Genomic DNA, 13,494 nt, shown 5'->3' with positions numbered 1-13,494 from the left:
TGGTCAGTAGGTGTCGGTGTTGATACCCACAGAACAGACGTATTCGCCGGTCGCGACCTGCGGGAGTCGGCGCGAGCGCCAGAAGATTCCAGCGTGGTCGGCCGTGACGCGGGCCTTGAGTTGCCCGAACACGTCTGTCACTTCGAAGAGAACGTCGCCAGCGGAGACTTCGTTTCCGAGTTCCTGTTTGAACCGAACGACACCGCCAGCGGGCGACCCGTACTGGTCGAAACCACGAGCGCGGGTCTGGGCTTCGAGTTCGACGTCGCCGTCGAGGAAGCCGTACTCGTGGAGGACGTTGTAGACGCCGCTGACGCCCTTCTGGATGCTCTCTTCGTCCCAGCCGACACAGCCGCCGAGTTCGGGGTCGATAGTCGGGATTCCGGCGTCGGGACCGGCGCGGGCGAGTTGTCCGTCGGGGCCTTTCTGGTCGAGGACGTAGCCGCAGCCGAACGTCTTGGCGAGTCGCAGGCACTTGGCGTGCATGCGGTGGTGACGGCCACAGCGTACCCGGACCTCGTTTATCATCCGACTCGTCGACCCCTGATGGAGGTCCAAGATGAGATCGGCGCGCTGGGCGGCCTCGAACGTCGCCGCGGCGATGCGCTCTGAGGAGGTGCCGCGCTCGTCGCCGGGATACGCCCGGTTCATCTTCGTGTCGTCGATTGGGTTCCGGTGTTGTGCCACCTGAAACGCGTGGTAGTTGACGATGCCGACGACGAGAATCGTCCCCGAGAGTTCGGCCGGGTCGAGTTGCGGGACGACCCGCTGGATGACGCCGACCCCGTTGAGTTCGTCGCCGTCGGAGGCTGCCTGCATGTAGAGCGTCTTTCCGGGAGACGCGCCGTTGATGACGGCGACGGGCAGGCCGACAGTCGCGCCGTCGCGCGATTCACCCACCTCGAGACGGCCCACGTCAATCTCCCCGGGGGCCGCGCTCGCCGTTCCCAAGGTAATCATACCGCGAAACTCGGACCCATTTCCCTTTAGGGGTTCGGTCCGGCGAAATCGGCACCGAAGCGGTGGCGCTTTGGTCGCCGGGCCGTAACCACCGGTTGTGACAGACGACGTTCCCGAACGCCCACCGTCCGCCACGCTCGTCGAGGCGCTGGACGTCCCCCGAAACGCCGCTATCGGCGTCGCTGTCGGTCTCGCACTCGCCGTCGGAGCCTATCTCTTCCGCGTGCTGGAGTTGTTCGGCCCGTTCGCGGGGACGCGCGAGTACCCGATTCTCGGGCCGGAAGGTTGGTTCCTCATCCTCGCGTTCGTCCTCGGGTCGGCGACGGCGCTGCTCGTGGCGACGGTGCTCACGCTCGTGTCCGCGTATCGGCTGAGTAAAACGCTCTAAAGTACGGTACCTGCCCGTTCGCTACTCGTCGAACTCGCGTTCGTCGCCGACCAGTTCGCCGAGGCGCTCGGCCCCCGCACGGGTTCCTTTGGCAATAATGAGGTCGCCAGCGTGGAGTCGCGTCATCGGCCCCGGTGAGACGACCCACTCTTTGCCGCCCGCCCGTCGGACCGCGATGACGCGCATCCCCGTCTCAGTCTTGACGCGCCTATCGCCGAGCGTCGCGTCGGCGAGATGGCTTCCGGGCGCGACGCGAAGGCGGATGATGACCTCGTCTGACTCCTTGACCGCCGCGGCGACGACGGGGTGTGCGTCGATACCGCGAAGGACGCCTTCGGCGATTTCGAGGGCGGCGTCGCTTATCATCTCCGTCGCGCTGGCGAGTTGGACGAGGCCGCGAAGCGAGACAGGGTCATCGACGCGACTCGCGGCGCGAAGCGTCCACGCCTCGAAGCGGGACTTGAGCGCGTCCACTTCGGCTTCCAGTTCTTCGACCTCTTCGGCGACGCCCTCGCTGTCGAACAGCACGGCCCCGTAGGCGAGGTCGACGGCGAGTTCGCTCATGTCCTTCATCAGGACGATGGAGTCGACGGCGCGTTCGAGGTCTCCGATGGCCGGTTCTTCGAGTTCCGGCGGGTCGTATCTGAGTCCGGTCGCCGCCTCGTGGACCGTCCGAAGCCCGTCGTCGCGCCCGCGAAGAAGCAACACGTCGTCAGCCCGGAGGACCGTCTCGTGGTGGGGGTTCGTCACCCACTCGCCAGCGCGGTGGATAGCGACGACGCGGACGCCCGTCTCGGTCTCCATGTTGATGTCGCCGAGCGTCTGGTCGGCGTAGGAGGAGTCGGCGGTGAGTTTGCAGCGAATCGTCGTCTCGACCGCTTCCGGGAGGGCCGCGCGGATGGCGTCCGGGAGGCCGATGTCTTCGATGACGATCTTGGCGATGTCGCCGGCGGCGTCGGAAATCTTCTCCGCAGCGCCGACGACACCGAGCACCGGAGCGAGTTCTTCGGCGTCCTCGGGGCTTCTGGCAGCCATCATCAGGCTCATCCGCGCTTGCAGTTGGAGGATGTCCATCCGCTCTTCGAGGTCCAACACCTCGGCTGCGAGTTCGTCGTTCGCGTGGAGGACCGACGAGTACGAGAGGTCGATAAGTAGCTCGGCCGTGTCCTTCATCTCCGCGAGCACGGCTTTCACGCTGACGGGTTCGTACTCGACGTCCTCCGGATTCATGCGCCCGCCTTCACGACGTGACGGGAAAAGACTTGCCAGGAATATCGGTGCCACCGTTTCTCGTGTAGTCTACGCGGGCCACCAATATGACCTCTCCGCGAGTCGTGTCTCTAACCGCTCCGCCGAGAACCGGTCACTATCGCCGTCAACGACCCTCACGAATGATGATGGATACCACATTCTAAGGACATATAAACCCTCCAAAATTATCGACGAACGTCGAACGTGAGTATAGACAGCACAGTCGTCTAAATCGCCAGACAGCGTCGGGGGAGCCACCAATTGGTGGTCGGTAACAAATCCGTGGAAACGATAACGCTTTTTTGATATGGTAGGCAACGTTCTGGGTATGTCAGGTGAACTGAAGCGGGGGCTGGAAGGTGTGCTGGTCACAGAATCTGAGCTCAGCTTCATCGACGGCGACGCGGGACAACTCATCTACCGCGGGTACTCCATCGAGGACCTCGCACGTGATGCGAGCTACGAAGAGGTCCTGTACCTCCTCTGGCACGGGAATCTTCCGAATAGTGAGGAACTCGACGACTTCGCTTCGGAACTTGCGGCGCATCGCTCTGTCGACGACGGTGTTCTCGACGTTGCGCGTGAACTCGCAGCACAGGACGAGTCGCCGATGGCGGCCGTCCGAACCCTCGTGTCGGCGATGTCGGCGTACGACGAAAACGCCGACTTCGAGGACGTGACCGACCGCGAGGTCAACCTCGAAAAGGCAAAGCGCATCACGGCGAAGATGCCGTCTGTGCTCGCCGCCTACGCGCGATTCCGCCGCGGCGACGACTACGTCGAACCCAAGGAAGACCTGAGCCACGCGGCCAACTTCCTCTACATGCTCAACGGCGAGGAGCCGAACGACGTGCTCGCCGAGACGTTCGATATGGCCCTCGTGCTGCACGCGGACCACGGTCTGAACGCCTCGACGTTCTCCGCGATGGTCACCTCGTCTACCCTCTCGGATATGTACAGCGCGGTCACCTCCGCAGTCGGGACGCTCGCAGGCTCGCTCCACGGGGGCGCGAACGCGAACGTCATGCGGATGCTGAAGGACATCGACGACAGCGACATGGACCCCGTCGAGTGGGTCGAAGACGCTCTCGAACGCGGCGAGCGCGTCGCCGGGTTCGGCCACCGTGTCTACAACGTCAAGGACCCCCGCGCGAAGATTCTCGGCGAGAAATCCGAGGCGCTCGGTGAGGCCGCAGGCGACATGAAGTGGTACGAGATGTCGGTCGCAATCGAGGACTACATCGGCGAGGAGAAAGGCCTCGCGCCCAACGTGGACTTCTACTCCGCCTCGACGTACTACCAGATGGGCATCCCGATAGACCTCTACACCCCCATCTTCGCCGTCTCCCGCGTCGGTGGCTGGATTGCACACGTCCTCGAACAGTACGAGGACAACCGACTCATCCGCCCGCGCGCTCGCTACACCGGTGACAAAGACCTGACGTTCCCCGGTATCGACGAGCGATAACGAAGGGCGAACACGACACGGCTGGACTCGTTTTCTTTTGTCGCTGTGGTGACTCGGACGACGGTGGCGGTGCCGCTATCGATTCGCGACGACACCTGAACGCGAGACGCTGTCGACCCTGAATCACTGAGATGACGAGCGAATGCCGTGTGTCTGACGGAAATCCGACCATCGCCGCCGTCTTTCGATTTCACTTTCGCTCCGGGTGGGGGACGTTTATATGGTCGGGCCTCGCAACAGCAATTGCACGTCACACGCGTGCGTTCCCCCCTTCCCCCTTAGGACTACACCCCAGAGCAGCAGCAGTCGCCAGACGGTGCGTGCGATTCGACACCACAGACCGAATCTGCGAGTATCCCGAACGATTAAACACTAACGGCAGCGAGTCGTGAGCATGCTCTCTCTCTCAGACATCGAAGACGCCCGCGAGCGCGTCGAATCAGTTGCTCGCCGGACACCGCTGGAGTACTCTCACACGTTCTCCGATATGAGCGGGGCAGAAGTTCACCTCAAGCTGGAGAACTTCCAGCGGACGGGGTCGTTCAAGATTCGTGGCGCGATGAACCGCATCACGACGCTCTCTGAGGAGGAAAAATCCGCGGGCGTCGTGACCGCGAGCGCCGGCAACCACGCGCAGGGCGTCGCTCTCGCGGCCTCGCGTGCAGGCGTGGACTCGAAAATCGTGATGCCGGAGCACGCGCCCATCTCGAAGGTGAAAGCGACGCGGCGCTACGGCGGCGACGTCGTCCTCTACGGCAGCGATTACGACGACGCACAGAAGCGCGCCCACGAAATCGAGGCCGAAGAGGGTCGGACCTACGTCCACGCGTTCGACGACGAGTACGTGATGGCCGGACAGGGAACCATCGGCCTCGAAATCGCCGAGGACTGTCCCGAACTCGATACCGTCGTCGTCCCCATCGGTGGGGGCGGACTCATCTCCGGTATCTCGACAGCCATCAAAGCGAAGCACCCCGACGCGCGCGTCATCGGCGTCCAGGCCGACCGTGCATCGAGTGTCGCGACTTCGCTGGAAAAAGGAGAGATTCAGGCACTGGACGAGGTGGACACGATTGCCGATGGCATCGCGGTCCGTCGAGTCGGCGAGCAGACGTTCCCGGTCATCGAAGAGCGCGTCGACGAGGTCGTCACCGTCTCGGACGAAGAGATTGCCGTCGCGCTCACGTACCTGCTCGAACGCTCGAAGACGCTGGTCGAGGGGGCTGGCGCAGTCGCGCTCGCGGCGCTCATCTTCGAGAAATTCGACTACGACGCCGACGAGGTTGTCGTCCCCGCGCTCTGTGGCGGCAACATCGACATGAACACGCTCACGACGGTCGTCATGCGCGGCCTCGTCGAGACAGGTCGCTATCTGAAGATTCGAACCGAACTCAAAGACCGACCGGGGTCGCTCGAAAAGCTCATCGAAATCGTCGCCGAGGAACGCGCGAACATCTACGCGATTCGGCACGACCGAACCTCGCGTAAGATTGCGATGAACGCCACCGAGGTCGAAGTCGACCTCGAAATGCGCGGCCCGGACCACGTCGATACCCTGCTCGAATCCCTCCGAGACGCGGGCTACGACGTCGAAGTGCTCGACTGACGGCGACGTTCCAGCGGACCAATTTTCGACGTTAGTCGCAGTTCGTACAGACCTTCTGGGATGGTTTTCAGTTTCCGGGAACCGCCGAGTACATACACGTTCCCGTCATTCTAAGGTGCTTTTTGAAGGGTGTCGAGGCTCTCTCGTCTGCACACAGACTGCGCCGCCTCCCTTCCCCCTGCAACCATGCTCGACCCAGTCATCGCAAGCCGGGCCCAGTTCGCGCTGACGACTATCGTCCACATCATCTTCCCCGTGATGAGCATGGGTCTCGCACCCTTCCTCATCTACTTCACGTGGAAGGACATCCGCTCGGGCGACCCAGTGTACGAACAGTTACGACGGTTCTGGACGAAGATATTCGCCGTCTCGTTCGTCGTCGGAACCGTCACCGGAATCGTCCTCGAATTCGAGTTCGGAACCAACTTCGCGGCGTTCTCCACCGCCGCTGGCGAGTTGTTCGGCGGCCCCCTCGCAACCGAGGGGATGATGGCGTTCATGCTGGAAGCGACGTTCCTCGGCGTGTTCGTCTTCGGCCGTGAGAAGGTCTCCGACGCCCTGTACATGGTCTCCGCTGTCGCTGTCGGCCTCGGAACGTGGCTGTCGGCCGTCTGGATTCTCGTCGCCAACTCGTGGATGCAGACGCCCCGCGGCTACGAACTCGCGAGCGAGAGCGGCCAACTCGTCGTCTCGCTCGTCGACCCGATTGCTGCCTACGCCAACCCCCGCTTCCCGTGGATGTTCGTCCACATGCAGAACGCCGCCGTCCTCTCTGTCGCCCTCTTCATGGCGGGCGTCGCGTCCTACGTAGTCTGGCGACGCGGTATCGACGCCGACTCTGACGAACAGGACGCCCGCTTCTGGCGAAAGACGCTCAAAATCGCGCTCGTCGTCCTCCTCGTGACCGCCCCGTTTCAGGTGGTCCACGGCGACGCCTACGGCCGCCACGTCGCCGAGACGCAACCCCAGAAGTTCGCCGCGATGGAAGCCGTCTGGGAGACAGATAGCTATGTCCCCGAGTACATCATCGCTCTCCCGACTGACCTGAGTCAAATCACGGACCCACGCGCCAAGGAACTGTTCGGCATCGGTATCCCCGGCGGCGCGTCGTGGTTAGCCAGCGGTGGGGACCCGCAGGCCGAAATCACCGGCCTCAACGAGTTCGAGACCGAGGCCCCACCCGTAGCTATCGTCTTCTGGTCGTTCCGCCTCATGGTCGCCGCCGGATTCTGGTTCGTCGTCCTCGCCTTCTGGGCGGCGTACCGCTGGTGGACCGGCGAGTTGTACGACGACGACCTGCTTCACAAGGCGTTCGTCGGGTCGTCGCTCCTCGGCATCTTCGCCGTCGAAGTCGGCTGGATTGTCACCGAAGTCGGCCGCCAACCGTGGGTGATTCAAGGCGTCATGAAGACCAGCGACGGCGTGTCGCCGGGACTGACCGGTCTCGAAGCCACCATCACGCTTGTCGGATTCGGCGTCGTCTACACGGGGTTGCTGACGCTGTACGCCTACATCGTCAGGCGAATCATCCGCGAGGGGCCGCCAGACATCGACGGGACCGGTCCGACCGAGTCACCAACCCCGGCGGAGGTGACCGCAGATGACTGACTACGGAACCCTCGCGACGGACCCGATTTTCGGCCTGCCGTTGCAGGAACTGTGGTTCGGACTGGTGTTTTTCATTCTCGCCATGTTCCTGTTCCTCGACGGGTTCGACTTCGGCGTCGGCGCGCTGTTTGCGACCCGTGATGACGAAGCGGAGCGCGAGACGCTCCTCGCAGCTATCGGCCCGTTCTGGGACGGCAACGAAGTGTGGCTCGTCGTCTTCGGCGGTGCGCTCTTCGCCGCGTTTCCCGCGGTCTACGCCAACCTCTTTAGCCGCCACTACCTGCTGATGTTCGCCATCCTCGGCGCGCTCATCCTCCGCGGTCTCGCGCCGGAGATGTACGAACAGCGCCACGACGAGGCGTGGCAGACGTGGTGGGGACGGTCGTTCGTCGTCGGAAGCGTGACCACGCCGTTCTTGCTCGGCGTGTTCGCGGCACACTGGCTCCTCGGCGTCGAGACGCTCGTGTCGCTTCCGGGTGTCGTCGTCGGCCTCGCAGTCGTCGCGCTGACGGTCGTCGCTGGTGTCGGATTCCTCGGGTTGAAAACTCGCGGTGCACTTCGCGACGACATCGTCGGCTACGGTCCGAAGGCGTTGGCGGCCTACCTCGCGCTCGTCGTCGTCACAGTCGGCTACCTCGTCGTCATGCGCCCGGACCTCGGCGTGCTCGCACCGATTCCGCTCGCGCTCGTGGCCCTCTCACTCGTCGCGGCGGCAGGCTACGTCGTCGCACTTCGAGAGAGTCGGTTCACGCTCGCGTTCGCGACAGTTCCGGTTCTCGTCTTCGCGTTCGTCGCGCTCGTCGCGGTGCTCATGTTCCCGATGGCCGACCCCGCCGCAGGGCTGACTGTCTCGGACGCGATTATCTCGATACTCCCGCTGAACATTATGAGCATCGCATCGGCGTTGTTGCTGCCGCTCGTCTTCGCGTACTTCGGCATCCTCTACTCGTCGTTCAGCGGCCCTGTCGAAGCAGGTGAATCGTACTCGTAAGCAGCGCCAGTAATTCGGACTCCAACTGTCCCACAGACCGGATTTCAACCACACCCAAAGCTCACCCACCAGCCACACACCAAACCCATGGTTACACTCCCACCCACACAGCCCACCGTCGAATCGCTCACGAAACCACTCACGCTCCTCGGTCTCGTCCTGATAGCAGTGAGTCTCTCGGTCGCGGGCGTCGCACTCGGCGACGGCGACATCGTCACCGCGCTCGGGATGGGACTCCTGCTCGTTTCCGGCGTCTTCGCCACCGGCATCGGTCTGTCGGGGAAGTCCGTCTGAGGCGACCGCTCGGCCACGTCGTGGCCGTTCTCACTTATTCGAGTGACAGCGGCTCACTCGTTCCCACCTAATTTATCACGCCGTGGCGAATTCTGCCGGATATGAAGCGCGTCATCGAAACAGACGAAGCGCCGGCCGCAGTCGGTGCGTACAGTCAGGCAACGACCAACGGTTCGCTCCTCTTCACCGCGGGCCAGATTCCCATGACGCCGGAGGGCGAACTCCTCGACGACGAGGACATCGCCACCCAGACGAAGCAGTCGCTCGACAACCTGATGGCCATCCTCGACGAGGCTGGCGCGGACGCGAGTGACGTCATGAAGACGACCGTCTTCCTCGCCGACATCGACGACTTCTCGGAGATGAACGAGACGTACGCGACGTACTTCGACGACGAGCCGCCGGCCCGCTCGGCCGTCCAAGCCGGAAACCTCCCGAAGGGCGTCGGCGTCGAAATCGAGGCTATCGCCGTCGTCGACGAGGAGTGAGTCGCCGCCGACGTTCCGCCATCGTCTGGGGACTCGTGAGCGTCCTCCTCGTGGGCGTCATCGTGCAGACCTCGATTCTCCTCGGACTCGGCCTCGACCTGTCGTTCGAGACGGTTGCGACGGTGGCACTGGTCTCCGGTGTCGTCGTCGCGTCTATGACATACGTCATCGAACCTCGCCTCGAACGGAAAGGAAGGGCTTAAATTATCCAGGCGGAAACGTTGCATTGTCAGCCAGGATGGCCGAGCGGTAAGGCGCACGCCTGGAAAGCGTGTTCCCTTTGGGATCGGGGGTTCAAATCCCTCTCCTGGCGCTTCTTCCGAACTCAACTCGCATAGCAGCGCGTCTCGTCGCGCTGCGGACACCGAGTTCGGTGAAGCGTCCCAGAGTGATTTGAACCAGGGAGTGTCGCGAGCGTCAGCGAGCAGAACGACCGCGGTTCAAATCACTCCCCTAGCGCTTCTCCGTAAACTACGCCCCCGAGACACCTGCAAACGTATTCTGTGCCCATGACTATTCTCGACACACCAGAATCGCCAGCAAGTATATTGGCGTGAGACGGCAAGACAAGGTGGGCAAAACTCCCATGTCACTGTCCGGTGTGACCAGGTTACCTTCCGGACCGTGTCAACTCTGTATCAGCATAGCGTGCAAAACATTCATCCCTGTGGGAACCAATACCACGTTTGACAATGCCTGACACCAAAAGCGGCCGAGAGAAGAAGGGTCTCAACAAGCAGTCCCAGCTCACCGAACGGCTGTACGAACAAGAATTATCGGTGTTAGACGGCGACGAAGAGGAGGACGAACCCTCGCTCGAAGACACCTCCGGCGAATTCATTGCTGACGAACTTCCGGAAGACGACTGACGCGCGGCAACTACACAGGCGATTTTTTATCGACGGCAGCGTAACCCGAGAGCGTGCCACACCGCGCGAACTACGCGACGCTCTTCGTCAGGTCGCATCTCCACCCGCCAGACGAAACGCTCGACCTCGATTGGGCTGCCGACGTCGGCGACGCGACGGACGAATTCGAATTCGACGTGCCGACCGACGACCCGCAAGACCCCTACATCGGGATTCAGGCGTTCGACGTCGGCGAATACGGCCACGAGATAGAAATCAATGGCCAAGCACTGTCCGGGTTCGACATCCCGCCGAACGACGGCTGGCAGTACTGGGTCGACACGATTACCGGAGCGCAACTCGTCGGCGGAACGAACACGATTCGCTTCGTCCGCGACGAGGCAAGCGACGACGCCTTCGCTATCGGAACGATTACCGTCCACTGGAAAGCGCCGGTCGACGAATAATATATAAACACCAGCCGTAGCCGCCCAGTATTGAGATATGGTGACTTATACCAAGGGCGAGGATATCCCCTGAAAATCCAACGCAGTCTATCGATTAGGTGGTGAGTTGCTCGGTGACGCGCTGTCACCTCGTATCTGTCCTCGGCGACAGATTTTTATAGAATCACAAACAATCAGGCGATGACTATGAGCCAGCGAATGCAACAGGGTCAGCCGATGATCATTCTCGGTGAAGACTCCCAGCGCGTCAAGGACCGCGACGCGCAGGCGTACAACATCCGCGCCGCACGAGCGGTCGCAGAGGCAGTACGCTCGACACTCGGACCGAAGGGGATGGACAAGATGCTCGTCGATTCGATGGGCGATGTCACCATCACCAACGACGGTGTCACCATCCTCAAAGAGATGGACATCGACAACCCGACGGCCGAGATGATCGTCGAAGTCGCCGAGACGCAGGAAGACGAAGCCGGCGACGGAACGACCACGGCAGTCGCCATCGCGGGTGAACTCCTGAAGAACGCCGAGGACCTCCTCGAACAGGACATCCACCCGACGGCCGTCATCCGCGGGTTCAACCTCGCCGCCGAGAAGGCCCGCGAGGAAGTCGACGACATCGCAGAGCACGTCGAACCCGACGACCAAGAGCTCCTGAAGAAGGTCGCCGAGACCTCCATGACGGGCAAGAGCTCCGAACTCAACAAGGAGCTTCTGGCGGACCTCATCGTCCGCGCCGTCGAGCAGGTCACGGTGGAAGCCGACGATGGTACCTACGTCACCGACCTCGAGAACCTCTCTATCGAGACGCAGACCGGTCGCTCCGCGTCCGAATCCGAACTCCTCACCGGCGCTGTCATCGACAAGGACCCCGTCCACGACGACATGCCGGTCTCCTTCGAGGAAGCCAACGTCCTGCTCCTCAACGAGCCGGTCGAAGTCGAGGAGACGGACGTCGACACGAACGTCTCCATCGAGAGTCCCGACCAGCTCCAGAAGTTCCTCGACCAGGAAGAGGCCCAGCTGAAGGAGAAGGTCCAGCAAATCGTCGACTCCGGTGCTGACGTCGTCTTCTGCCAGAAGGGCATCGACGACCTCGCCCAGCACTACCTCGCGAAGGAGGGCATCCTCGCGGTCCGCCGGACGAAGAAGTCCGACATCAAGTTCCTCAAGAACATCACCGGTGCGGCTATCGTCTCGGACCTCGACTCCGTCGACGAAGCCGACCTCGGTGTGGCATCCGTCCGCCGCGACGACGGCGACGAGCTGTTCTACGTCGAAGGTGTCGGCGATGACGTCCACGGTGTCACCCTCCTCCTGCGTGGCTCGACCGACCACGTCGTCGACGAACTCGAACGCGGCGTCCAGGACGCCCTCGACGTCGTCGCCGCGACGGTCACCGATGGCCGCGTCCTCGCTGGCGGCGGTGCCATCGAAGTCGAACTCGCCTCGCGCCTCCGTGACTACGCGGACTCCGTCTCCGGTCGCGAGCAGCTCGCCGTCGAGGCGTTCGCCGACGCGCTCGAACTCGTTCCGCGCGTCCTCGCCGAGAACGCCGGTCTCGACTCCATCGACACGCTCGTCGACCTCCGCGCGGCCCACGAAGACGGTCAGGTCCGCGCTGGTCTGAACGTCTTCACTGGCGAAGTCGAAGACGCCTTCGAAGCTGGCGTCGTCGAGACGGCCCACGCCAAGGAGCAGGCCATCGCCTCCGCCTCCGAAGCCGCGAACCTCGTCCTCAAGATTGACGACATCATCGCTGCTGGTGACCTCTCCACCGGCGGCAACGACGACGACGAAGGCGGCGCACCCGGCGGCATGGGTGGCATGGGCGGTATGGGCGGCATGGGCGGTGCGATGTGAAGGTAGGCACGCACCCGTCACACTGACACACGCTCTCTTCCCCCAACTCAACCGCCGTACCGCGCGACGACCCGATTTTCTTTTGCAGGTCTAATCACCAGACAGCGGCGGCACTCTCTCGTACGAGACTGTGTGGCAACAAATCACACAGGAAACAAGTTGGATAATTCTCTCACTTTTTCCAATAGCCTTGGACTTCCATGCAGAAATAGAACAAACTAAGTAGGAGGTACGGCAACGTTTCTCTATGCGCAAGACGCTGCTACTGAACAAAGACGACGTTCACGAGAACGTCCAGATGCCGGAACTCATCTCGGCTATCGAAGACGCCTTCGGTGCCTACGAGTCTGGAGATGCCCAGATGCCGCCGAAGTCCTACATCGACCTGCCGCAGTACAACGGCGACTTCCGGTCGATGCCAGCGTACCTCGACGCAGGCGACTGGGACGCAGCAGGCATCAAGTGGGTCAACGTCCACCCCGACAACGGTGACAAGTTCGACCTGCCGACGGTCATGGGCACGATGATTTACTCCGACCCCGAGAACGCGTTCCCCCTCGCGCTCATGGACGGGACGGAACTCACGATGCTCCGCACGGGTGCGGCCGCGGCCGTCGCCACCGACTACCTCGCCGTCGAAGACGCCTCCTCGATGGGTATCATCGGCGCTGGCGTCCAGTCGTACACGCAGCTTCGCGCTATCAGCGAAGTCCGCGACATCGAGGAAGTCGTCGTCTCCGACCTCGACGAAGAGCGCGTCGCCGACTTCATCGACGCCTTCGAAGACCAGTTCGACATCCGCGCGGGGTCCATCGAAGAGGCCGCCCAGTGCGACGTCCTCTCGACCGTGACGCCCGTCGAATCGCCCATCGTCCCGCGTGACGCGGTTGGCGAGGACACCCACATCAACGCGATGGGTGCGGACGCCGAGGGCAAGCACGAACTGGCCGACGAGATTCTTCTCGACGCCAAGCTCGTCATCGACGACCACGCCCAGACGACCCACTCCGGCGAAATCAACGTCCCGTACCACGAGGGCGTCCTCGACGACGACGACATCTTCGGCGCTATCGGCGAAATCGTCGCCGGTAACAAAGACGCGCGCACCGAGGAAGACGGCATCACCGTCTTCGACTCCACGGGCCTCGCGATTCAGGACGTCGCTGCGGCTCACGTCGCCTACGAACACGCTATCGAGAACGACAACGGCTACGCGTTCGACCTGCTCGGCCTGGCCGAGGAGTAAACGCGACCCCAGTCCCTAT

14 protein-coding genes and 1 tRNA gene are annotated in these 13,494 nt (G+C 62.6%); 13 read left to right on the top strand and 2 right to left on the bottom strand.

The features are described 5' to 3' along the window. Positions 1-3: 3 nt before the first annotated feature. Positions 4-960 (bottom strand): succinylglutamate desuccinylase/aspartoacylase family protein, encoded by a 957-nt coding sequence (locus C453_RS04475; RefSeq protein WP_008322981.1) that lies wholly within the window; start codon positions 958-960, stop codon positions 4-6. 97 nt (positions 961-1,057) lie between these two features. On the opposite strand from C453_RS04475, the gene C453_RS04470 reads away from it, so the two are divergent. Next, complete coding sequence (locus C453_RS04470) at positions 1,058-1,348, top strand: DUF7536 family protein (protein WP_008322980.1); 291 nt, start codon at positions 1,058-1,060, stop codon at positions 1,346-1,348. A 21-nt stretch (positions 1,349-1,369) separates the two neighbouring features. Here C453_RS04470 and C453_RS04465 read toward each other — a convergent pair whose 3' ends face one another. Further along, the gene (locus C453_RS04465) at positions 1,370-2,578 is read right to left on the bottom strand and encodes a potassium channel family protein (protein WP_008322979.1); all 1,209 of its coding nucleotides are present in this window, start codon (positions 2,576-2,578) and stop codon (positions 1,370-1,372) included. 349 nt (positions 2,579-2,927) lie between these two features. Here C453_RS04465 and citZ point away from each other — a divergent pair, with 349 nt between their 5' ends. The 12 genes from citZ (at position 2,928) to C453_RS04410 (ending at position 13,475) form a co-directional block, all read left to right on the top strand. Further along, positions 2,928-4,067, top strand: coding sequence for a citrate synthase (gene citZ, locus C453_RS04460; RefSeq protein WP_008322978.1), 1,140 nt, complete (start codon positions 2,928-2,930; stop codon positions 4,065-4,067). A 394-nt stretch (positions 4,068-4,461) separates the two neighbouring features. Continuing rightward, positions 4,462-5,673, top strand: coding sequence for a threonine ammonia-lyase (gene ilvA / locus C453_RS04455; protein ID WP_008322977.1), 1,212 nt, complete (start codon positions 4,462-4,464; stop codon positions 5,671-5,673). A gap of 186 nt (positions 5,674-5,859) precedes the next feature. Continuing rightward, positions 5,860-7,281 carry a cytochrome ubiquinol oxidase subunit I gene (locus C453_RS04450; protein ID WP_008322976.1) on the top strand — a complete coding sequence of 474 codons (1,422 nt, stop codon included), beginning with the start codon at positions 5,860-5,862 and terminating at the stop codon, positions 7,279-7,281. Continuing rightward, positions 7,274-8,272 (top strand): cytochrome d ubiquinol oxidase subunit II, encoded by a 999-nt coding sequence (locus tag C453_RS04445; RefSeq protein WP_008322975.1) that lies wholly within the window; start codon positions 7,274-7,276, stop codon positions 8,270-8,272. The genes C453_RS04450 and C453_RS04445 overlap by 8 nt, the downstream gene beginning before the upstream one ends. An 87-nt stretch (positions 8,273-8,359) precedes the next feature. Further along, the gene (locus C453_RS04440; RefSeq protein WP_008322974.1) at positions 8,360-8,566 is read left to right on the top strand and encodes a hypothetical protein; all 207 of its coding nucleotides are present in this window, start codon (positions 8,360-8,362) and stop codon (positions 8,564-8,566) included. Between the two features lie 101 nt (positions 8,567-8,667). Then, positions 8,668-9,054, top strand: a complete 387-nt coding sequence (locus C453_RS04435) for a Rid family detoxifying hydrolase (protein ID WP_007544688.1) — start codon at positions 8,668-8,670, stop codon at positions 9,052-9,054. Further along, the gene (locus C453_RS04430) at positions 9,051-9,257 is read left to right on the top strand and encodes a hypothetical protein (RefSeq protein WP_008322973.1); all 207 of its coding nucleotides are present in this window, start codon (positions 9,051-9,053) and stop codon (positions 9,255-9,257) included. Before C453_RS04435 ends, C453_RS04430 begins: the two co-directional genes overlap by 4 nt. Positions 9,258-9,286: 29 nt before the next feature. Further along, positions 9,287-9,367: transfer RNA gene (locus C453_RS04425), tRNA-Ser, on the top strand. Between the two features lie 379 nt (positions 9,368-9,746). Beyond that, positions 9,747-9,923, top strand: a complete 177-nt coding sequence (locus C453_RS20345; protein WP_008322972.1) for a hypothetical protein — start codon at positions 9,747-9,749, stop codon at positions 9,921-9,923. Between the two features lie 53 nt (positions 9,924-9,976). Then, positions 9,977-10,369, top strand: coding sequence for a DUF7383 domain-containing protein (locus C453_RS04420; RefSeq protein WP_008322971.1), 393 nt, complete (start codon positions 9,977-9,979; stop codon positions 10,367-10,369). Positions 10,370-10,585: 216 nt separating this feature from the next. Beyond that, on the top strand, positions 10,586-12,229 hold the full coding sequence (gene thsB, locus C453_RS04415) for a thermosome subunit beta (protein WP_008322970.1): 1,644 nt from the start codon (positions 10,586-10,588) through the stop codon (positions 12,227-12,229). A gap of 247 nt (positions 12,230-12,476) precedes the next feature. Beyond that, positions 12,477-13,475, top strand: coding sequence for an alanine dehydrogenase (locus tag C453_RS04410; RefSeq protein ID WP_008322969.1), 999 nt, complete (start codon positions 12,477-12,479; stop codon positions 13,473-13,475). The last annotated feature ends 19 nt before the right edge of the window (positions 13,476-13,494 follow it).

Source organism: Haloferax elongans ATCC BAA-1513 (assembly GCF_000336755.1).
Lineage (GTDB): Archaea > Halobacteriota > Halobacteria > Halobacteriales > Haloferacaceae > Haloferax > Haloferax elongans.
Note: the sequence above shows the minus strand (reverse complement) of the source record. Positions and strands in the feature narration are given on the sequence as shown.

Bases quoted from the DNA above. Each gene is read 5' to 3' on its own strand.
- C453_RS04475 (WP_008322981.1), bottom strand. From the start codon at position 960: ATGATTACCTTGGGAACGGCGAGCGCGGCCCCCGGGGAGATTGACGTG.
- C453_RS04465 (WP_008322979.1), bottom strand. From the start codon at position 2,578: ATGAATCCGGAGGACGTCGAGTACGAACCCGTCAGCGTGAAAGCCGTG.
- citZ (WP_008322978.1), top strand. From the start codon at position 2,928: ATGTCAGGTGAACTGAAGCGGGGGCTGGAAGGTGTGCTGGTCACAGAA.
- ilvA (WP_008322977.1), top strand. From the start codon at position 4,462: ATGCTCTCTCTCTCAGACATCGAAGACGCCCGCGAGCGCGTCGAATCA.
- C453_RS04450 (WP_008322976.1), top strand. From the start codon at position 5,860: ATGCTCGACCCAGTCATCGCAAGCCGGGCCCAGTTCGCGCTGACGACT.
- C453_RS04445 (WP_008322975.1), top strand. From the start codon at position 7,274: ATGACTGACTACGGAACCCTCGCGACGGACCCGATTTTCGGCCTGCCG.
- C453_RS04440 (WP_008322974.1), top strand. From the start codon at position 8,360: ATGGTTACACTCCCACCCACACAGCCCACCGTCGAATCGCTCACGAAA.
- C453_RS04435 (WP_007544688.1), top strand. From the start codon at position 8,668: ATGAAGCGCGTCATCGAAACAGACGAAGCGCCGGCCGCAGTCGGTGCG.
- C453_RS20345 (WP_008322972.1), top strand. From the start codon at position 9,747: ATGCCTGACACCAAAAGCGGCCGAGAGAAGAAGGGTCTCAACAAGCAG.
- thsB (WP_008322970.1), top strand. From the start codon at position 10,586: ATGATCATTCTCGGTGAAGACTCCCAGCGCGTCAAGGACCGCGACGCG.
- C453_RS04410 (WP_008322969.1), top strand. From the start codon at position 12,477: ATGCGCAAGACGCTGCTACTGAACAAAGACGACGTTCACGAGAACGTC.